The 20,914-nt window shown below is 28.6% G+C and carries 21 protein-coding genes; 7 read left to right on the top strand and 14 right to left on the bottom strand.

Translation table 11 applies throughout. The features are described from left to right. Positions 1–76: 76 nt before the first annotated feature. Positions 77–1,024 (top strand): hydrogen peroxide-inducible genes activator, encoded by a 948-nt coding sequence (locus tag IEW75_RS14450; RefSeq protein ID WP_134246983.1) that lies wholly within the window; start codon positions 77–79, stop codon positions 1,022–1,024. A gap of 333 nt (positions 1,025–1,357) precedes the next feature. Here the strand turns inward: IEW75_RS14450 and IEW75_RS14445 are convergent, their stop codons facing one another. After that, positions 1,358–1,624 (bottom strand): hypothetical protein, encoded by a 267-nt coding sequence (locus tag IEW75_RS14445; protein ID WP_134246985.1) that lies wholly within the window; start codon positions 1,622–1,624, stop codon positions 1,358–1,360. Between the two features lie 479 nt (positions 1,625–2,103). On the opposite strand from IEW75_RS14445, the gene IEW75_RS14440 reads away from it, so the two are divergent. The 4 genes from IEW75_RS14440 to IEW75_RS14425 all read left to right on the top strand — a co-directional run bounded on the left by IEW75_RS14440 (position 2,104) and on the right by IEW75_RS14425 (position 4,535). Beyond that, positions 2,104–2,469, top strand: coding sequence for a hypothetical protein (locus tag IEW75_RS14440; RefSeq protein ID WP_134246986.1), 366 nt, complete (start codon positions 2,104–2,106; stop codon positions 2,467–2,469). A gap of 148 nt (positions 2,470–2,617) precedes the next feature. Beyond that, positions 2,618–3,625 (top strand): adenosine deaminase, encoded by a 1,008-nt coding sequence (locus IEW75_RS14435; protein WP_134246987.1) that lies wholly within the window; start codon positions 2,618–2,620, stop codon positions 3,623–3,625. A 35-nt stretch (positions 3,626–3,660) separates the two neighbouring features. Next, the gene (locus tag IEW75_RS14430; protein ID WP_134246988.1) at positions 3,661–4,251 is read left to right on the top strand and encodes a coiled-coil domain-containing protein; all 591 of its coding nucleotides are present in this window, start codon (positions 3,661–3,663) and stop codon (positions 4,249–4,251) included. A 77-nt stretch (positions 4,252–4,328) separates the two neighbouring features. After that, positions 4,329–4,535: a YgaP family membrane protein gene (locus IEW75_RS14425; protein WP_134246989.1), complete on the top strand. Its 207-nt coding sequence runs from the start codon at positions 4,329–4,331 to the stop codon at positions 4,533–4,535. Between the two features lie 103 nt (positions 4,536–4,638). On the opposite strand, the gene IEW75_RS14420 is transcribed toward IEW75_RS14425, so the two are convergent. Continuing rightward, the gene (locus IEW75_RS14420) at positions 4,639–5,049 is read right to left on the bottom strand and encodes a 6-pyruvoyl trahydropterin synthase family protein (protein WP_134246990.1); all 411 of its coding nucleotides are present in this window, start codon (positions 5,047–5,049) and stop codon (positions 4,639–4,641) included. Between the two features lie 2 nt (positions 5,050–5,051). After that, entirely contained in the window at positions 5,052–5,570 is a 519-nt protein-coding gene (gene idi, locus IEW75_RS14415) for an isopentenyl-diphosphate Delta-isomerase (protein WP_134246991.1), read from the bottom strand. A gap of 144 nt (positions 5,571–5,714) precedes the next feature. Here idi and IEW75_RS14410 point away from each other — a divergent pair, with 144 nt between their 5' ends. Then, on the top strand, positions 5,715–7,304 hold the full coding sequence (locus IEW75_RS14410; RefSeq protein WP_134246992.1) for a peptide chain release factor 3: 1,590 nt from the start codon (positions 5,715–5,717) through the stop codon (positions 7,302–7,304). Positions 7,305–7,310: 6 nt separating this feature from the next. On the opposite strand, the gene IEW75_RS14405 is transcribed toward IEW75_RS14410, so the two are convergent. The 11 genes from IEW75_RS14405 to IEW75_RS14355 form a co-directional block, all read right to left on the bottom strand. Then, on the bottom strand, positions 7,311–9,755 hold the full coding sequence (locus IEW75_RS14405) for a helix-turn-helix domain-containing protein (RefSeq protein WP_134246993.1): 2,445 nt from the start codon (positions 9,753–9,755) through the stop codon (positions 7,311–7,313). A gap of 59 nt (positions 9,756–9,814) precedes the next feature. Beyond that, positions 9,815–10,603: a polyphosphate kinase 2 gene (ppk2, locus tag IEW75_RS14400; protein ID WP_134246994.1), complete on the bottom strand. Its 789-nt coding sequence runs from the start codon at positions 10,601–10,603 to the stop codon at positions 9,815–9,817. Positions 10,604–10,605: 2 nt separating this feature from the next. Then, entirely contained in the window at positions 10,606–11,463 is an 858-nt protein-coding gene (gene ppk2, locus IEW75_RS14395; RefSeq protein WP_134246995.1) for a polyphosphate kinase 2, read from the bottom strand. Position 11,464: 1 nt separating this feature from the next. Continuing rightward, positions 11,465–12,187: a sulfite exporter TauE/SafE family protein gene (locus tag IEW75_RS14390; protein ID WP_134246996.1), complete on the bottom strand. Its 723-nt coding sequence runs from the start codon at positions 12,185–12,187 to the stop codon at positions 11,465–11,467. Between the two features lies 1 nt (position 12,188). After that, positions 12,189–12,641: a FixH family protein gene (locus tag IEW75_RS14385; protein WP_134246997.1), complete on the bottom strand. Its 453-nt coding sequence runs from the start codon at positions 12,639–12,641 to the stop codon at positions 12,189–12,191. Positions 12,642–12,643: 2 nt separating this feature from the next. Beyond that, entirely contained in the window at positions 12,644–14,059 is a 1,416-nt protein-coding gene (gene ccoG / locus IEW75_RS14380; RefSeq protein ID WP_134246998.1) for a cytochrome c oxidase accessory protein CcoG, read from the bottom strand. Positions 14,060–14,310: 251 nt separating this feature from the next. Beyond that, positions 14,311–14,958: a cbb3-type cytochrome c oxidase N-terminal domain-containing protein gene (locus IEW75_RS14375; protein ID WP_134246999.1), complete on the bottom strand. Its 648-nt coding sequence runs from the start codon at positions 14,956–14,958 to the stop codon at positions 14,311–14,313. After that, positions 14,951–15,148 carry a CcoQ/FixQ family Cbb3-type cytochrome c oxidase assembly chaperone gene (locus tag IEW75_RS14370; RefSeq protein ID WP_134247000.1) on the bottom strand — a complete coding sequence of 66 codons (198 nt, stop codon included), beginning with the start codon at positions 15,146–15,148 and terminating at the stop codon, positions 14,951–14,953. The genes IEW75_RS14375 and IEW75_RS14370 overlap by 8 nt, the downstream gene beginning before the upstream one ends. Positions 15,149–15,154: 6 nt before the next feature. Then, the gene (ccoN, locus tag IEW75_RS14365) at positions 15,155–17,323 is read right to left on the bottom strand and encodes a cytochrome-c oxidase, cbb3-type subunit I (RefSeq protein WP_134247001.1); all 2,169 of its coding nucleotides are present in this window, start codon (positions 17,321–17,323) and stop codon (positions 15,155–15,157) included. A gap of 32 nt (positions 17,324–17,355) precedes the next feature. Beyond that, the gene (gene ccoS / locus IEW75_RS14360; protein ID WP_134247002.1) at positions 17,356–17,538 is read right to left on the bottom strand and encodes a cbb3-type cytochrome oxidase assembly protein CcoS; all 183 of its coding nucleotides are present in this window, start codon (positions 17,536–17,538) and stop codon (positions 17,356–17,358) included. Between the two features lie 114 nt (positions 17,539–17,652). Then, on the bottom strand, positions 17,653–20,022 hold the full coding sequence (locus tag IEW75_RS14355; RefSeq protein ID WP_134247003.1) for a heavy metal translocating P-type ATPase: 2,370 nt from the start codon (positions 20,020–20,022) through the stop codon (positions 17,653–17,655). A gap of 131 nt (positions 20,023–20,153) precedes the next feature. Between IEW75_RS14355 and IEW75_RS14350 the strand changes: the two genes are divergently transcribed. Next, positions 20,154–20,840 (top strand): Crp/Fnr family transcriptional regulator, encoded by a 687-nt coding sequence (locus tag IEW75_RS14350; protein ID WP_134247004.1) that lies wholly within the window; start codon positions 20,154–20,156, stop codon positions 20,838–20,840. The last annotated feature ends 74 nt before the right edge of the window (positions 20,841–20,914 follow it).

Genomic DNA, 20,914 nt, shown 5'->3' with positions numbered 1-20,914 from the left:
ATTATTCAAAAAAAAACGCTATTTATTATAATCATTATCGATAGTTTTAATATCTTTATCGTAAAAATTTATAGCAATGACAATTACCCAATTAAAATATGTTTTAGCAGTAGCAGAACACCAAAATTTCACAATCGCATCAGAGCACTGTTTTGTAACACAACCAACGTTGAGTATGCAAATTCAAAAACTTGAAGAAGCCCTTGAGACAAAAATTTTTAACAGAAATAAGAAACCAATTCAATTAACCGACGTTGGTAAAAAAATTGTTGAGCAAGCAAAAATAATAGTTGATGAAAGTAATAGAATTAACGACATTGTAGACCAACAAAAAGGATATATTGGTGGTGATTTTAAATTGGGAATTATACCTACAATAATGCCAACATTATTACCTATATTTTTAAAATCATTTATAAAAAAATATCCTAAAATTAATTTAAAGATTGAAGAATTAACAACAGAAGAAATAGTAAAAAAATTAAGTGATGGACATATAGATGTTGCCATTGCTGCCACTCCCCTTGAAAATGAGAATATAAAAGAACGTGTGTTATATTATGAGCCTTTTATTGGTTTTGTTCCAACCGAACATCGATTAAGTACTTTAGAAACTTTAGATGTAGAAAACTTAGATATTGATGATATTTTACTACTTGAAGATGGACATTGTTTTAAAGATAATATACTAAACTTATGCAATGCTTTTGGCACTAAAACACAAAACTTTCAATTACATAGCGGTAGTTTTAACACACTTATAAAGCTTTCTAAAGAAGGTTTGGGAATGACCTTATTACCATATTTACAAACCTTGGATTTAAATAATGAAGATAAAAAATTTCTGAAAGAGTTTAAAGTTCCTGCACCAGCACGTGAAGTGAGCATTATTTATCATAAATCACATCTAAAAGTGCATTTAATTGAAGCGTTAAAAAACTTAATAGATGGATTAATCAGAGGTGTTATTGCGTTTAACGATGTTAAAATTATTAGTCCTATAGCACAAAAAAAAGGAGTCTAAAGACTCCTTTTGTTAGTTTCAACTAGAAGAAGGCACTTATTAAGATCTGGTTTATTTTGAGTAAACTCCTGTAACCAAAAGTACAACTCTTTAACCTCATAAGGCAACAGTCTTTTAACTGCTTTTTCTAATTCTTTTTTAAATAATTCTAAATTAAAGCTAACTTTTTCGAGTACAGTTTTTGTGTACTCAAACATTGCTCTGGCCATAAATTAAAAATTTTTAGTTGGTAAAATTAAGAACGTATTAATAGTATTAATTATTGTACTAATTTAGTAAAAATAAACCAAACTTAAAAATATTAAAAAGGTAAATTCTTGTTAAAAGAAAAACTTATAATTTGTTTATTTTATCCAATAATTTATGAGCTGTTTCCTCTAACTCATTATTTATTGCTTTAAAATGCGCTTTGTTGTTTTCAACGTTTTTTGCATTCACTTTTTCAATTAAATTATCAAAAGATTCGATTGCTTCATCAATAATAGCTTCAGTTGCTTTTTTATCTGCTTTTGGATTTAAAATTTCCCAAGTGTAACACTCTTCAATTATATCTCCTAAGACATAATTAATATCTTTTTTTAAATTTTTTATACTCGCCATAATAATTGTATTTATTTATAACTGCAAATTTACATGAAAAGCACCATTTAACTTTAATTTAATACTAAATTTCTTCTTTTAACATTTTTATTTCATATTTTTGGGTAACATTATGAAACTATTTGTTCAAACATATCAATTTTTACAATCCGTAATTACGGAAAATTTCTCAAGCACCAACTTGAGTTGTAGTTTTTATGCCAAACGCAATAGTCAACTTCAACATATTTACATACCCGAAAGCACATTTATTAAAACTTAAATATAAATTTTAATATTAAAAAATTAAAAGGTGCTTTTTACAAAAGCACCTTTTTTTATTTAGATAAATTAACTTTTAAAACAATAATTATGAAACAAATTCAGCGCTATCAACAAATCTATTTTAATTTTTTCTACGCACTTAAAAAATTAAATCATAAACCAACTGTAAGATTAGTAACCATACCTTATAAATGAATCCCTTAAATATAATTCTTATGAAAACCTCTGAAGTAATTAGTACAAAACAAAAAAATAAATTTATAGTAACTAACAAAGATATTAATAAAAACAACGCTTTATTACCGGCTGTTTTATATGCTAGAATGGAAGATTTTGTAAAAGAAAATATCGCTAAATATGAAGATATTGTGTATCCAATAGCTAACTTGTATAAAATTGAAATTTTAAAAAATGCCTATTTAAAAGATGACTTAGTTTTAAACTCTCAAATTAAAAAACTAAACGACTTTGAATTACATATTGCCGTAACTGTAAGTAGAAACAATAAACATCAAGATAACATTATCTGTAAAGCTATTTTTAAATTTCCTTTAAAAAAACACATTTCAAAAGCGTCATAAATTTTAATTTACTATAAATAAACCTATTAATAAATTTAACAACTACTTTAATAGGTTTATTTTGCTATTTGTTATCTTCCAATCTTCAGGTTTTTTAAATTTTCAACAAAATGAAATTAAAATAATTTGAATTAAGTATTTTTGCTGCATGAAAAAATTTATTAAAAATTTACCCAAAGCTGAATTGCATTTACATATTGAAGGTTCTTTTGAGCCAGAATTAATGTTTGAAATTGCTAAAAGAAATAATATAACAATTCCATATAAATCTATTGAAGAGATTAAAAAAGCATATAATTTTAATTATTTACAAGATTTTTTAGATATCTACTATCAAAGCGCAGCAGTTTTAGTTACAGCTCAAGATTTTTACGATTTAACGTTTAGCTATTTAAAAAGTTGTGCCGCACAAAATGTGAGACATACGGAAATAATGTTCGATCCACAAACACACACCGAAAGAGGTATTTCTTTTGAAACGGTAATTTCTGGTATTACTAAAGCTTGTAAAGATGGTGAAAAAAAATTAGCCATTACTTCTTTGCTAATAATGAGTTTCTTACGTCATCTATCTGAAAAGGATGCTTTTAAAACATTAGAACAATCACTTCCTTTTAAAGATAAAATTACTGCTGTAGGTCTAGATTCGTCAGAATTAGGAAATCCGCCTTCTAAATTTAAGAATGTATATGAGGCATCTATAAAAGAAGGATATATTCCTGTGGCACATGCAGGTGAAGAAGGAACTGCAACGTACGTTTGGGAAGCTTTAGATATTTTAAAAATAGAACGTATAGATCACGGCAATAATGCTTTACAAGATAGCAATTTAATTAGTGAAATATTAAATCGTGATATTGCTTTAACCGTTTGTCCGCTTTCTAATAAAGCCTTAAAAGTAGTAACAGATTTAAAAGATCATCCACTTAAAAAAATGCTAGACCTCGGCTTAAAAGTTACTATAAATTCCGACGATCCTGCCTATTTTGGAGGTAATATAAATAAGAATTATTTTGAAATACAAGCTGCTTTAAATTTAACAAAACACGAAATTTACCAGTTAGCAAAAAATTCATTTAAATATTCTTTTATAAATGATACATTAAAGGAACAATATTTAAACGAATTAGAAGTTTATTACATAAATAACAAGTAGTTTTAACTCCAAAATCAAATCAAACTTATTAACTAATGAAAACACATTTATTATTAACCCTAACCTTATTTTTTATTCTTTCCAAGGTACAGGGTCAAACAACCAAAAAATTTATTGACTCTGGTTCTGTAGACAATCAGTTCGAAAATTTAATAAAAAATTCAAATAAATATCAAGATTATAAAGTTGTTAAATTAAATTGGTTATTAAAATTAAAATCAAATATTAACGATTCTATATTAGCTTCAAAAGAAGAAATTTTAAATGCTACAAATACTATAAATAACCAAAAGCAAATTATTGATAGTTTAAATACTTCGTTAAGTACTTCTAAAAATGAAATAACCACATTAAAAACCCAAATATCTACAATTTCATTTTTAGGAATTGACTTTGAAAAAGGTTTGTTTAAAACAATTATGCTTTCTATAATTGGAGGTTTAGTGCTATTTCTTTTATTCTTTATTTCTAAATTTAAACAAAGTATTAGTATTACAAAACAAACCAAAAGCAATTTAAAAGAAGTTGAAGATGAATATGAAGAGCACAGAAAAAAAGCTTTAGAGCGTGAACAAAAAGTAATGCGAAGACTGCAAGATGAATTAAACAAACAGAAAAAAGACTAGTTTATTTTAAATATTTTATAATATTTATCTTAAATTGTACTATCAATTAAGTAAACTAATACTTTAATTTATATACAATGAAAAAAAATGTAGGAAATGCAGACAAATTAGTTCGAATTTTAATTGCTTTAGCAATAGTAGTTTTATACTACACAAATATTATTACAGGAATGCTTGCAATTGTTTTAATGGCTGTAGGAATTGTATTATTACTAACAGTATTATTTAATTTTTGTCCATTATATTCTATTTTGGGAATAAAAACTTGTAAAACACCAAAGTAGCAAAATGCAAAATACCGTAATTAATTTATAATAAGTTAATTACGGTATTTTATAATCTTTAAAGAACTTTAGTTTTAACTAAAATTCAAAATATTTTTGAACTTTAATCACCTGAATAGGTTACAAAATTTCTTGGAGTTTCATAAAGTGTTACCGATAATTCAAGATTTTTATCAATTCTATTTCGCAATTTATTCCAAATTACAACAGAAATGTTTTCCGCTGTTGGATTTAATGTTTTAAATTCCGGAACTTCTTCATTTAAATTTTTATGATCAAACTGCGCTTCAATTTCAGTTTCAATTAATTGCTTTAAAACTTTCATATCCATAACAAATCCAGTTTCTGGATGTATGTCTCCTTTTACAGCAACAATTAGTTCATAGTTATGTCCGTGGTAATTTGGATTCGCGCATTTACCAAAAACTATGGCATTTCTTGCGTCAGTCCAATCTGCATTGTACAATCTATGAGCAGCATTAAAATGAGCCTTTCTATTAACTGTTACTTTCATATTTATTGTTTAATAAAGCTATAAAACTTTTCAAAAATAATTTTAAACCATTCTGTATAGATTTGAGGGTTTAAGGTAATATCATCTTTCACTTCCTCTAATGTCATCCACTTAAAACTCTCAACTTCTTCCCTATTTATAACTGGATTTTTCGAATAACTTCCAACCATAATATGATCTAACTCGTGCTCGGTTAACCCGTTATCAAAAGGAGCTTTGTAAATAAAAGATGTTTTTTCTTCCAACTCACAAACAAAACCCATTTCTTCTTGCAAACGTCTTTTTCCAGCTTCCAAATTACTTTCTCCATCTCGCTGGTGACTACAACAGGTATTTGTCCATAATAATGGGGAATGGTATTTATCAGCTGCACGTTGTTGCAGCATTAATTCATTTTTTTCATTAAATACAAAAACTGAAAATGCTCTATGCAAAACGGCTTTTTCATGAGCTTCCATTTTAGGCATTAAACCAATTTGTTCATCGTTCTCGTTTACTAATATAACTTGTTCTTCTTTCATAATATTTAGAATTAACGCAAATTTACAAAAAGTATATTCAAAATTGAAGGATTAAAAAATTGAAAAAACTCTTAAATTTTGAATTATTTAATACTTCAAAATTTCAATAAGAAAATCTTATATTTGCACCTCAAAATTTTATAAATGAGTTTTTTAAAAGAAATACAACGCAGACGAACTTTTGGTATTATTTCCCATCCAGATGCTGGTAAAACAACGTTAACAGAAAAATTATTGTTATTTGGTGGTGCAATACAAGAAGCTGGAGCCGTAAAAAATAATAAAATTAAGAAAGGTGCTACTTCCGATTTTATGGAAATTGAGCGTCAACGTGGTATTTCTGTTGCTACTTCTGTTTTAGCTTTTATATATAAAGACAAAAAAATAAATATTTTAGATACCCCTGGTCATAAAGATTTTGCTGAAGATACGTTTAGAACTTTAACTGCGGTAGATAGCGTAATTGTTGTAATTGATGTTGCAAAAGGTGTTGAGGAACAAACTGAAAAATTGGTTGAAGTATGTAGAATGCGTAACATACCAATGATTGTTTTTATAAATAAACTTGATAGAGAAGGTAAAGATGCTTTTGATTTATTAGATGAAGTTGAGCAAAAATTAGGCTTAAAGGTTTGTCCACTAAGTTGTCCAATTGGAATGGGTTACGACTTTAAAGGGATTTATAATATCTATGAGAAGAAAATAAATGTATTCTCTGGAGATAACAAACAAACTGTTTCTGAGGGTGTGGAATTTACAGATATCAACACTCCAGAACTGGATTCTATTATTGGCGAAAAATGGGCTAACAATTTACGTGACGATTTAGAGATTATGCACGAAGTGTACCCTGATTTTGATAAAGAAGCCTATTTAAAGGGAGAGCAACAACCTGTATTTTTTGGTTCAGCGTTAAATAATTTTGGGGTTAAAGAATTATTAGATTGTTTTATAGAAATTGCTCCATCGCCTCAACCTAAAAAAGCTGAAGAACGCTTGGTAGATTCTAAAGAACAAACATTAGCTGGTTTTGTATTTAAAATTCACGCTAATATGGATCCAAACCATAGAAATAGATTAGCATTTATAAAAATTGTTTCTGGAACTTTTAAACGAAATGCCCCTTATTTACATGTACGTTTAAATAAAAGAATGAAATTTTCTAGTCCAAATGCCTTTTTTGCTGAAAAGAAAGAAATTGTAGAAGAATCATTTCCTGGAGATATTGTTGGAATACAGGATAGTGGTAATTTTAAAATTGGAGATACGCTAACAGAAGGTGAACTTTTGAACTTTAAAGGAATTCCAAGTTTTTCTCCAGAACATTTCCGCTACGTTAATAATGCAGATCCTTTAAAATCTAAACAATTATTTAAAGGTTTAGATCAGTTAATGGATGAAGGTGTAGCACAATTATTTACACTAGATTTAAATGGAAGAAAAATAATTGGAACTGTTGGAGCACTTCAATATGAAGTAATTCAATACCGTTTAGAGCATGAATACGGTGCAAAATGTAGCTACGAAAATTTACCTGTACATAAAGCTTGTTGGGTACATCCAGAAAACCCTAAAAATGAAGAATTTAAAGAGTTTAAAAGAGTTAAACAACGCTTTTTAGCAAAGGACAAACAAGGACAATTAGTATTTTTAGCAGATTCTGCCTTTACAATTCAAATGACGCAAAGTAAATACCCTACCGTTAAATTGCATTTTACAAGTGAGTTTGATTAGTTAATCTTAGCTTCTAGAATTCTCTAAATCAATTAAAACTAAACGCAAATCGGTATACGTATATTTTTCGTCTATTTGGTGTTTTAGATCAGATAGATTTTCGAAATTCATTGTAGGAATTATCTTTTTTAACTCTTTATAATGAATCTCTGATATTAAATCTGTGACTTTTATTTCCTTTGAAGCTATAAAAGACGTGAGATGTGCTGTAATGGTTGCTTCGGTTAAGCCTCTTTCTTTTGCAATTTCAAAAACAGTTTTCCCAGACTTAAACAATTCTAAAGAGACTTCTTTACTAGCTCCTTTTTGTTGCTTTGGTTTAGTTTCTTTAAAAATTTCTCTTTCAATTGAAACTTCAATATCATTTTCAATCCAATAATCTCCTAAAACTTTTAAAATAGCATCACCATATTTTTTAACACGTTTTTTACCAAAACCTTTCACTTTTAAAAGTTCTTCTTTATTTGTTGGTAAGGTTTCACACATTTCATACAAAGACCTTTGGGTAAACACCTGAAAGTGAGCCATATTATTATCTTTAGCAATGGAATCTCTTAACTCACGTAAACGTTCAAATAGTTCTTTATTTGCTGTTCCGAAAAAACCTGTTGTTTTAGTTTTCTTTAAAGTTTCTTTTGTTAAAAAAACTGCATTTGCTCTTAATTCTAAAAACTTTAACGTGTTAAATCCTTCTGATAAACCTTTAAAATAACTTAATTTAATAGCTAAAAGTTCTTCAATTATATCTAATTGTTTATCAATATCTTTTTGAACAGCCTTATTATCTGTTATATAACTAAACGTTTTGAATGGCTCATTTATATTATTTGAAGTTTGTTCATTAAAATATTTAAGCGCTTTAATAAAACGTCCTTGAATATTTTTATTAGTCTCTGGTACATTCTTAGGTTCAGCCAACTTTTCAAGTTGTATCTTAAAACTATTCGCTATTTTTAGCAAATTTGTAATTGTTTCTTTTATACTTGTAAAAGTTGTTTCTAGATTTCCTTCAATACTTGTTCTATTTTTATAAAAAAGATCTAAAACACGAGAAACAGGTTTAAGAAAATTAAAAAAATCGAATAATTCTACAATTAAATTTAATTGAAATTCTGATTTAGATTCTTGTAAAACTTGCTCATCTGGCTGGTTCTCTGCTGCGTTTTTATTAAATGAGATCACATTACTATCACTAATAATTTGTGTAGAATCTATACTGCTTTTCAGCACCAAACCTTCTAAAGATTTACATCTACTTAGTGCTACATAGGTTTGTCCATGTGCAAAAGCGGCTTGCGCATCTATTATCGCTTTTTCAAACGTCAACCCTTGACTTTTATGAATGGTTATAGCCCAAGCCAATCGTAATGGCATTTGTGTAAATGAGCCAACACTAGTTTCTGAAATTTCTTTAGTTTCAGGATCTACTGTATAATTTATATTTTCCCAAATTTCTGGTTTAACCACAATGTTGGCAGCATCATTTGGGCATTTTACAATAACCTCATCTTTATCTAAAAAAATTACCTTACCTATTTTACCATTAAAATAGCGTTTTTCAGGAGCGCTATCATTTTTAATAAAAAGGACTTGAGCACCTACTTTTAAAACTAACTCCTCTTTATTGGGATAAGAAAATTCTGGGAATTTCCTCTCAATTTTTGCTGTATAAGTTTGTGCTTTGGTTTTTAATTTATTCAAAGCTAGTATGTTTGTTTTTTCTGCCTTGTTGTTGTGTGTTGTTAGACTTATATAACCTTCATTTTCATTTGGAACAAAATCTGGTAAAAAACGTTTGTTCAATTCATCTGCTGATACTTTTGAAAGTGTATTATTTCTAATTTCATTTAAAATCTCAATAAACTTTTGATTGTCTTGCCGATACACATGTTTTAATTCAACTGCAATAGGGTTACATTGCTGATAGGAATGACTGCTAAAAAAGAAACCATTTTTATAAAAAGGTTTTAACAATTGCCACTCGCTTTCTTTAATTACTGGAGATAATTGCTGTAAATCGCCAATCATTAATAATTGAACTCCTCCAAAAACTTTGTTGCTATTTTTAAACCGTCTTAATGTTTTGTCTATTCCATCTAACAAATCTGCACGAACCATGCTAATCTCATCAATAACTAATAAATCCATAGATTTAATGATATTGATTTTAGTTTTGCTAAATTTTCTATTAAAACTAGAAGATTTGTTTTGTTCAGTTTCTGGTAAAATAGGACCAAAAGGCATTTGAAAAAAGGAATGTATTGTCATTCCTTTAGCATTAATAGCAGCAACTCCGGTTGGAGCAACCACCACCATGCGCTTTAAAGATTCATTTTTTAATTTGTGTAAAAAAGTAGTTTTACCTGTACCTGCTTTTCCTGTTAAAAATACATTTCGGTCTGTATTATTAACAAAATTCCAAACCAGTTCTAATTCATTGTTCGTTTTCATACAGCAATTTTAGGAATAGAAAAGTTTAAAGCAAAAAACAGGGATGATTCCTTTACATTTTAAATTTCAAGGTTTTTATCGTAAGGAATACTTTTTAAAATATGATTTATTGCATTTACGCGAGCAATTGTTTTTCTGTTAGCTCTAATTATTTTCCAACTAACAGCGCTATGTGCAGTTTTTTCAAACATTTTATTTTTATAGTCGGTATAAACATCCCATAACTCTTGTGCTTTTTCATCAACTGGAGTCATTTTCCATTGTTTTAATGGATTATTTTTAATGTCTTCAAAACGCTTTGCTTGTTCTTTTTTAGAAATTGACATATAAATTTTCACTAAATGAATTCCAGATTCTGTTATCATCCGTTCAAAATCGTTTATTTGATTCATAAATATATCATATTCAGCCTGCGTACAAAACCCATTAACAGGTTCTACAACTGCCCTATTGTACCAACTTCTATCAAAAAAAACAATTTCACCACCTTTTGGAAATTGATTTACATATCGCTGAAAATACCATTGTGTTTTTTCATCTTCAGTAGGTTTAGGCAGTGCCAATTTTTTTATCAGCCTTGGATTCATTCGCTCTGTGGCACGTCTAATTGCACCTCCCTTTCCAGCGGCATCACGACCTTCAAATATTATAATAATACGTTCGTTTTCATTTATTGCCCAAGTTTGTAATCTTATCAATTCAATTTGTAACTTTTTTAAGCGTTTTTCATACTTAACATATCTTACAGCTCTTTCTAAATTATAAGGCTCTCTTGATAATAATGCTCTAAGTCCTTTATTTGTATTAAGTATAGCTACGTTTTCTGGTGTTAATGTAAACTCATGCATAATTAATCTAATTGTTTTGATGAACGATGATATCTCATAATAATGTTAGGATCTGGAAGTAATGTAGTAAGTGCTTTATCTTTACCTTCGTAATTAAATTGAGATAATACATAACGAATACATTCTAAACGCGCTACTTTTTTATTATTGGCTCTAACTATAATCCAAGGACTATAACTGGTATGAGTTTTACTAAACATTTGTTCTTTATAATGTGTATAATCATCCCAAAGTTCTTGCCCTTTTCTATCAACAGGACTAAATTTCCACCTTTTAAGTGGCGTTTCAATTCTGGCATTAAACCTAGATAATTGCTCTCCTTTAGAAATAGAAAACCAAAATTTAATTAATATTAAATTATCTTCACAAAGCATATGTTCAAATTCTGGAACTTGTACCATAAAATTTTCATATTGAGATTCATTACAAAATCCCATAACTGGTTCAACCACTGCTCTATTATACCAACTTCTATCAAAAAAAACAATTTCACCGGAGTTTGGTAATTCTTTTATATAGCGTCTAAAATACCATTGTCCTCGCTCAACTTCCGTAGGTTTTGTTAGCGCCACTAAACGCGTAGATCTAGGGTTTAGATGCTCTGTAAACCTTCTAATATTACCACCTTTTCCAGCGGCATCTCTACCTTCGAAAATAATGGCAACTCTTTTTTTATTTTTAGAAATCCATTGCTGTAATTTTACTAACTCTATTTGTAATTTTTTAAGTTCATCTTCATAAAATACTCTATCTTTAACTTTATCTATATTAATATTCTTTTTATTAATAATTTCTAATAGTTCTTTATTAGAAGATGCTTTTTCAAAATCTTCCTTTGTTAAACTTGGAGTCTTTGCCATATTATTTTACCTTTTCTGTAGTTATACAATCTGCTGGATTGTTTGATATTTGCAATTTTGCATCAGAAGGAGAGATATATGGTATCCCTAATCCTAATCCTCTTAATATAAATAATAATCCAATAATAACAACAAATACAGGTATTGCTTTTTGAATTTTATTTCTTAACGATAAATTTACAAAATTTCCTAAAAATATTGCACCTGTCATTAAAGGAATTGTACCTATTCCAAAAATTGCCATATATACAGCTCCATTGATTATATTACCCGTTGAAATTGAGCCAATTAGTGCCATATAAACTAATCCACACGGCAAAAACCCATTAAAAAAACCTATTAAAAACAATGCTTTATTTGATTTCTTTGTAAGGTAAGAACCCAATTTTTGCTTTACTTTTCCTATAGTTTTATATAAAGGTTTTGAAAAATTATATTTATTAAATAACGATACGGGAATTAAAACAATGGCAATCATTACAACACCCATTAAGACAGACAAACGTTGCTGGAAACCAGCCAAATACAATCCTTTACCTATAAAACCAAATAACAAACCGATAAGAGAATAGCTTATTATTCTTCCAAAGTGGTATAAAAATGTTTGAAATATTAATTTTGATTTAGAAGATCTATCAACAGGCAGTACAAATGCAATCGGTCCACACATACCAATACAATGAAAGCTTCCAGCTAAGCCTAAAACCAGCGCAGTCCATAGCATATTAGTACATTATTTTTTCTTTGAACAAATACTTATTTTCGGCAACATTCCACTCAATTTTAACATCCCACCTTCCTTGAACTAAGGTTTCCTTTTTAATTAAATAATTATTAGTTTCAAGTTTAATTGGAAGCTCAAAATCTATTTTACCATTTGACAATCGTTGAAAAAAGATTGTTCCTGAAATAGCTGATGGTTCAAATTCTTCTGGGAAGTTAATTAACAAACCATCTATAGTTTTTTTTATAGAAATATTTTCGTTTAAAGCTATTCCTTTATTTTGTTGATCAATTTCTTTCTGATAATTGAGCTCGTCTTTATAGTAATCTTCAGAAACCAAATGATGATCGTATTTATTTACAAAATGTGCCTTATAAACAAAGGATAAAATAAATATAATAAATGATACCAATGCAATAATAATACCCATTGGCCATGTAAATTTTAATTTCATAATTACTTTATTATTAATGGTCCTGTAAAATTAGTTGTGGTAGTTTCAATTAATTTTCCTTTAGAATAAATACCAATTTCCAATTTTTCTTTGGACGAATTTAAGTCTTTTTTATTAATTTCAATAAATAAAGTTCCTCCTTTTAAACCTTGTTTTTTAATACTCATTTTACCTCCTATCAAATCAACAATCCCTGGATGCGATATTAATTTAATATCTATATCCTTAACATCTTCAGTAGTTTTATTAATTAATTTTACCGTATAAACATTTTTAATAGTTGTTGCTGTACTTTGAAATGTTTGTCCTGGTAATCGTAAGATTGTGGCTTCAATATCATTTCTTAAAAATAGCATTGTAATTAAAACACCAATTAAAATGGTTAAAATAGCGGAATAAGCAATTAAACGTGCATTAAATTTAAATTTTTCTTTTTTCTCTATATTATCTTCAGAAGCATAACGAATTAATCCTCTATCGAAGCCTGATTTATCCATAATTGCATCACAGGCATCTATGCAAGCTGTACAATTAATACATTCTAATTGTGTTCCGTTTCTAATGTCAATTCCCGTTGGGCACACATGAACACATTGTTTACAATCTATACAATCTCCATATCCGAGTTCTTCTCTATTTTCACCTTTTCGTAATTTATTTCTACCAGAATCTCCTTCCCCTCTAACAAAATCATACGCTACATTTATAGATTTATTGTCTAATAGAACACCTTGCAACCTTCCGTAAGGACAAACAATAATGCACACTTGCTCTCTAAACCAAGCAAACACAAAATAGAAAACACCCGTAAAAGCTAACAAATAAATGAATGTGTTTAAATGTTTTAATGGACCAGCGGTTATATACCCTAAGACTTCATCTGAACCAATTATATAAGCTAAAAATACATTTGAAATTATAAACGAAATTATAAAAAACACAAACCATTTTAATACTCTTTTTCTAATTTTTTCAGCATCCCATTTTTGTTTGTCGAGCTTAATTTGTTTAGATCTATCCCCTTCAATTAAATATTCAACTTTTCTAAATACCATTTCCATAAAAATAGTTTGAGGACACATCCATCCGCAAAATATTCGTCCAAATACTACTGTAAATAAAATAATAAAAACAACGCTAACCAACATTGAAATTACTAATAAATGAAAATCTTGTGGCCAAAAAGGAAAACCAAAAATATGAAATTTACGCTCTAAAATATTAAATAATAAAAACTGATTTCCCTTAATTTTAATAAAAGGAGCCGCTAATAAAAATGCCAAAAGAAACCAACTAACAATGGTCCTATATTTATAAAATCTACCTTTAGGTTTTTTTGGAAAAATAAAATTTCTTTTTCCACTTTCATCAATTGTTGCAATTGAATCTCTAAATATTTCTTTGTTTTCTTTATCCATTTTAACTGCTACTATATAAAATTTTAAACAAACTTATAGTTAATTGATTTATTATATGGAAACAAAAGTGACAAAAAATGGGAAAAGAAGCTGATTTATTTTTGTATAATTATAAACCCACTCCTATTCCCAATTTATCTAATTACTTTAACTAAAAATAGGATGTATTTTATTTAAGTAAATTAACTTATAACCTAAATAATATGGTTATTTGAAAATGTTAATTTTTCAAAATTACATCCATTTATATATTATTCTTCTGGCCAAATAATATCTCCCTCAGGTGCTTTTGGATTTGCAGGTTGCGTTCCTTGCATTGAGATAATATAACTTGCCAATTGAATTCTCTCTTCTCTACTAATTGTACTTTCCCAAGCTATCATTCCTTTTCCTGGTCTTCCTCCATTAGTTAATGTGTTAAAGATAGACTTAACATCACCTCCTAAAATCCAAACATTATCTGTTAAGTTAGGCCCGATACTCCCTCCTAAATCTGCTAAGTGACAAGCAGTACAAGTTTTACTTGCAAACAATTCTTTTCCTTTTGCAATACTTTCGGCATCTGTTAATGCAACAATATTACTATCGTCAAATAATTCTGGGTTCGCAGCTTTATAGGCTTCAACTTGAGCTTTACCTTCTGCTATTTCCGTAGCAAATTCTTCTGCCTGACTATATTCTTCAGAATTATAAAATACCTGAATATAGTAAAAAATACTAATTGCAATAGTAATATAAAAACCGTATAACCACCAAGGAGGCAATACATTATCTAGTTCTTTTATACCATCGTAATCATGTTCTAACATAATGTCTTCTTCCGTTCCTAGCTCGTGGGCTTTGGTTAAAGATTTCATAAACTTTTTCCAACCCGATATGTTTTCTGAATTTTTATTCATCTGATTTTTCTTTAGTATTAGTATCGTTATCGAAAGGTAAATTACTTAAATTGTCAATTCTTCTTTTTGGAAGTTTAAAAACAAATATTATCATTGTTGAAAAAACTAAAAAGAATAAGACTAATGAAATTATTGGATAAATTTCAACCCCTTCAATACTTTCTAAATTATGTTTTATAAATTTTAACATCGTTTATTATTTTAAGGCTGTATTATTTGCTTTAATATCTGTACCTAAACGCTGTAAATAAGCAATTAAAGCTACAATTTCTTTATTTTCAATATTACTTGAACCATAATTTTTAACATACTCAGGGTCTTGTCTTAAATTATTTTCAATTTCTTTTGCTTGTGACAACAATTCTTGTTTAGCTCCACTTATTCGTTCTGGCGTATATGGAACACCTAAAGCGACCAATCCCTCCATTTTACTTTCTAAATTAGAAGCATTCATATCGTTCTTAATTAACCAAGAATAACGTGGCATAATAGAACCTGGAGATGTTGAACGCGGATCTAACATATGGTTAAAATGCCAGTTATCGTTGTATTTACCTCCAATTCTATGCACATCTGGTCCTGTTCTTCGTGATCCCCATAAGAATGGGAAATCGTATACAAATTCACCTGCTTTTGAATATTCTCCATATCGCTCTACTTCAGAACGGAAAGGACGAATCATTTGGGAGTGACAGTTATTACAACCTTCTCTAATATAAATATCTCTACCTTCTAATTCTAATGGAGTGTATGGTTTAACACTTTCTATAGTTGGTATATTAGACTTTACAAGTATTAATGGAACAATTTCTACCAAACCACCAATTAAAATAGCAACCGTGGTTAAGATTGTAAATAAAACTGTTTTTCTTTCTAACCAAGTATGGAATCCTTCACCAGCAACACGTCTACCACTAATTTTTTTCAATGGAGCTGCTTCTGCTAATTCATCTTCAACAGTAGATCCCGCTTTTGCAGTTTTAAAAATGTTAATTGCTAACAATACAAATCCTGTTAAATACAATGTACCTCCAATTGCGCGCATTGCATACATTGGAATCACTTGTGTAACAGTTTCTAAAAAGTTACCATAAACTAAAGTTCCGTCAGGATTAAATTGTTTCCACATAAACGCTTGGGTAAAACCAGCAACATATAAAGGAATTGCATAAAATAAGATTCCTAAAGTACCTAACCAAAAATGCGTATTTGCTAATTTTTTAGAATACAAAGGTGTTTTCCATATTTTTTCTGCTACCCAATATACTATACCAGCAATCATAAACCCATTCCAAGCTAATGCACCAATATGTACGTGACCAACAATCCAATCTGTATAATGACCAATTGCATTTAAGTTTTTAAATGATAACATTGGACCTTCGAAAGTTGCCATACCATAACCTGTAATTGCAACTACAAAGAATTTTAATACTGGATTTTCACGTACTTTATCCCAAGCTCCACGTAAGGTTAATAAACCATTTATCATACCACCCCAAGATGGAAAAATAAGCATTACTGAAAACACAGTACCTAAATTTTGAGCCCATTCCGGCAACGCAGTGTATAGTAAATGGTGCGGTCCAGCCCAAATGTATAAGAATATTAATGTCCAAAAATGAATAATAGATAATCTATAAGAATAAACTGGTCTATTGGCTACTTTAGGTACAAAATAATACATTAAACCTAAAACTGGTGTTGTTAAAAAGAATGCAACCGCATTATGTCCGTACCACCACTGCACAAGGGCATCTTGCACTCCAGAATACACTGAGTAACTTTTAAATGCAGATACAGGCATTTCTAAATTATTAAATATGTAAAGAACAGCAATGGTAATCACTGTAGCAATATAAAACCAAATGGCAACATAAATGTGTCGCTGTCTTCGTTTTAAAATAGTACCAAATAAGTTAATTGCAAATACAACCCAAATTAAAACAACAGCAATGTCTATAGGCCATTCTAACTCTGCATATTCTTTTGAAGATGTTAAACCTAAAGGCAATGTAATTGCAGCTGCAACAATAATGGCTTGCCAGCCCCAAAAATGAATTCTACTTAAAACATCGTTAAACATTCTTGTTTTAAGTAATCTTTGAGTTGAGTAATAAATTCCTAAGAAAATACCATTACCTACAAAGGCAAAAATTACTGCATTGGTATGTAAAGGGCGCAAACGACCAAAACTTAACCACGAAATTGCATTATCTGAACCTGTAAATTCCAATAATCCTGGGAAAACAAAAAGTAGTGCCACCAAAAGCCCTACTAACATTCCTACAACTCCCCATAGAATTGTAGCCCAAAGAAACATTTTAACTATTTTATTATCATAATAAAACCGTTCTTTTTCCATACTTATTTGATTAATTGTTAATGATTATAAATTTATTCTTGTTGATTTTCTATATGCTTTTTAGGTTCTTTAACTAGCTCATCATCAAATAGCATTCTAACAGACGGTGTGTAGGTATCTTCATACTGTCCAGATTTTACTGATTTTATAAAAATTATGAAAAAAAATACGGCAACAATAATACTTACACCTATTGTAATGTAGACTACTTCCATTTTTTAGTTACTAGTTTTAAATTTTGATCTAAACACAAAAATATTATTTAATTTGTAAAATTGTATGATAAATATCATACAATTTTACAGAGATTTTTATTCAACCTCAATAAATCATAGCTTTTTTGACATCCAATTTGTAAGTATTGTAACAAACACCACAATTGTAATTGAACTTAAAGGCATTAAAATTGCAGCAACCACAGGGGTTAACATACCCGTTAATGCAAAATACAAACCTACAATATTGTAACAAAACGATAAAACAAAACTCGCCTTTATTATGGAAATAGTTTTTTTTGAAAGTATTAAAAACTCAGGTAATTTGTTAAAAAGTTTAGCATCTAAAATTGCATCACAAGCTGGAGAAAACACATTAACATCTTCAGAAATTGCAATACCTACATTACTCTGAGCGAGCGCACCTGCATCATTTAACCCATCTCCAATCATCATAACCTTGTTGTTATTCTCTTGAAGTTTCTTTATAAAATCTAACTTATCCTCTGGTTTCTGATTAAATTGAAAACGTGTATTTTTAGGTAATAATTTTTCTAAATATTCTTTTTCACCATCATTATCACCAGACAGTATTACCAAATTATAGTGTGCCCCTAATTTTTTAAAAACTTCTTTGGTCCCTTCTCTGTAGCTATTTTTAAATAAAAAATAACCTTTAAATTCGTTATTAATTTTAATATAAATAGATGTTTCATTTACTGCAACCGCTTTTGCCTCGACAAAACTAGAGGCTCCAATTTTAAAATTGAAATCATTTATGGTCGCTTCAATACCTTTTCCTAAAATTTCATTAAATTTTGACGGTTTTTCCTGCAATGTATCTACTTCTAAATATTCATATAAAGATCTACTTAATGGATGGTTTGAAGCTCTTAAAACACTTTTTAAGCAACCTTTTTCTATATCGGTTAATGCAGTTCCAAAATACGTAAGCTGCGATTTGTCACTTGAAGTAATTGTACCGGTTTTATCAAAAATAATAGTATCTACTTTTGAAATATTTTCTATAGTTTCTGAATTTTTTAAGTAGAATTTTTTATAACCAAAAATTCTTAAAATATTTCCAAAAGCAAATGGGGCTGATAATGCAAGCGCACAAGGACAAGCAATAATTAATACAGCTGTAACAACGTTAAATAACATAGCTGCATTATAAAAATACCAAAAAACACCTCCAAATAGAGCTATTAATAGAATTGCAATTGTAAAGAATCGACTTATAGAATCTGTAATATTCTTTATAGTTTTTTCGTTAGATTTGTTAAAAACATCATTACTCCACAGCTGTGTTAAATAACTTTGCTCTATAGAACTTATAACTTCCATTTCTATAGCTCCAGCTGTTTGTTTTCCACCAGCAAATAATTTTTCGCCTGATATTTTTATAACAGGAACAGATTCTCCTGTCACAAAACTATAATCTATAGCTGCATTTCCATTAATTAAGATACCATCTACAGGAATTAATTCTTCGTTTCTAATTAAAAGTCTATCTCCTTTTTTAATATCCTTTACCTGAATATTGGTTTCTTTATCATTTTTAATCAAAGAAACTGCAATTGGAAAATACGATTTATAATCTCTTTCAAAAGATAAAAAATTATAAGTTTTTTGTTGAAAAAATTTACCTAACAATAAAAAGAAAACCAGCCCTGCTAAACTATCAAAAAAACCAGATCCAATATCTAAAAATATTTCAATAGAACTTCTAATAAATAATACAGAAATTCCCAACGCAATTGGAACATCTATATTTAACATTTTATGTTTTAAACCTTTATATGCCGAAATAAAATAATCTTTTGCCGAATAAAACACAACTGGTAAGGCCATTGTAAACATTAACAATCTAAACAAATGTTTGTATTTTTCTAGCCAAAACTCATCAACTTCAAAATACTCTGGAAACGACAATAACATAATATTTCCAAAAGCAAAAGCAGCTATGGATACCTGATAAATTAATGTTTTATCAACGTTATTAGTTTTTGAATCAGCATCTTCTAAACTAATATAAGGTTCATATCCAATAGAGGTTATTAATTCTACCAATTCTTTTAAATTAGTACGTTTATTTTTAAAGGTTATACGCAATAATTTCTTTGGAAAATTCACTATCGAAATAGTTACTCCTTGATTAAGTTTACTTAAATTTTCTAAAACCCAAATACAAGAACTACAATGAATGCTAGGAATATAAAATTCAACAACAGAAGTTTCAGTATCGTTAAACTCTAAGAGCCTTTCAATTATATCTTCGTTTTCTAAATAATTATATTTTCCGTTAATATCAGAAGGAATTGTACCTGGAGTTGATTCTAGATCGTAATAACAAGTTAATTCATTAGCATTTAATATTTCATATACAGTTTTACAACCATTGCAACAAAAATATTTATTATTAAATTCTATTGATTTTTTGCCGCAATCTGCACCGCAATGATAACAATTATTTACACTCATATTGTTAAGTTAACACTGCAAAACTATCGATTTATTGCAGTATAACAATGACATATATCATATTTTAATGCTATTTAGTATCGTTAAATTTTGTAAATTTGTCTCGTTTTAATTAAAACTATGTTGATTATATGTCGAACTGCAGGCAATGTATTATAAAAAGGTTTAATGCTTTAAAAACATTAACAAATGAAGAATTGGAAACGTTTTCCGATCATAAAACATCTCTTATTATAAAAAAAGGAGAAAATTTAATGACAGAAGGCAATACCATAAACGGTCTATATTGCATTAAAGATGGTAAAGGTAAATTAACAAAACTAAACACCAACGGAAAAGAACAAATTATAAAGTTTATTAAGGGAGGTGATATCTTAGGGCATAGATCTTTATTAAGTGAAGAATTGGTAGGTTTAAATGCTATTGCACTTGAAGATATGCACGTTTGTTTTATTCCTAAAGGAGATATTTTAGATACAATTAAAGATAATAATCAGTTTTCTCTAAATTTAATGAAAAATATTTCTCATCAACTAAATGAGGCAAATACTTTAATATCTCAAATGGCTCAAAAACCTGTTAAAGATAGATTGGCTGAAACGCTATTGCATTTAGAGGATGTTTTTGGTCTTGATAATGAGGGTTTTATTGATGTTATTTTAACACGAGAAGAAATTGCAAATACTATTGGAACTGCAACCGAGTCTGCTATTAGATTACTTTCTAATCTAAAAAAAGATGGTGTAATAGACTTGCATGGAAAGCGCATTAAGATTTCTAATAAAAGTGCTCTAAAAAATATTTCTGATGGGTATTAATTTTTAAACTATTTATACTATACAGAAAAAAACAGTCTAAAATTTATAATTCTAGACTGTTTTTTATTATTTCT

The sequence above is a fragment of the Lutibacter litoralis genome (assembly GCF_014646675.1).
Lineage (GTDB): Bacteria > Bacteroidota > Bacteroidia > Flavobacteriales > Flavobacteriaceae > Lutibacter > Lutibacter litoralis.
The sequence above is the reverse complement of the archived record's forward strand: the minus strand, read 5'-3'. Positions and strand labels throughout refer to the sequence as shown.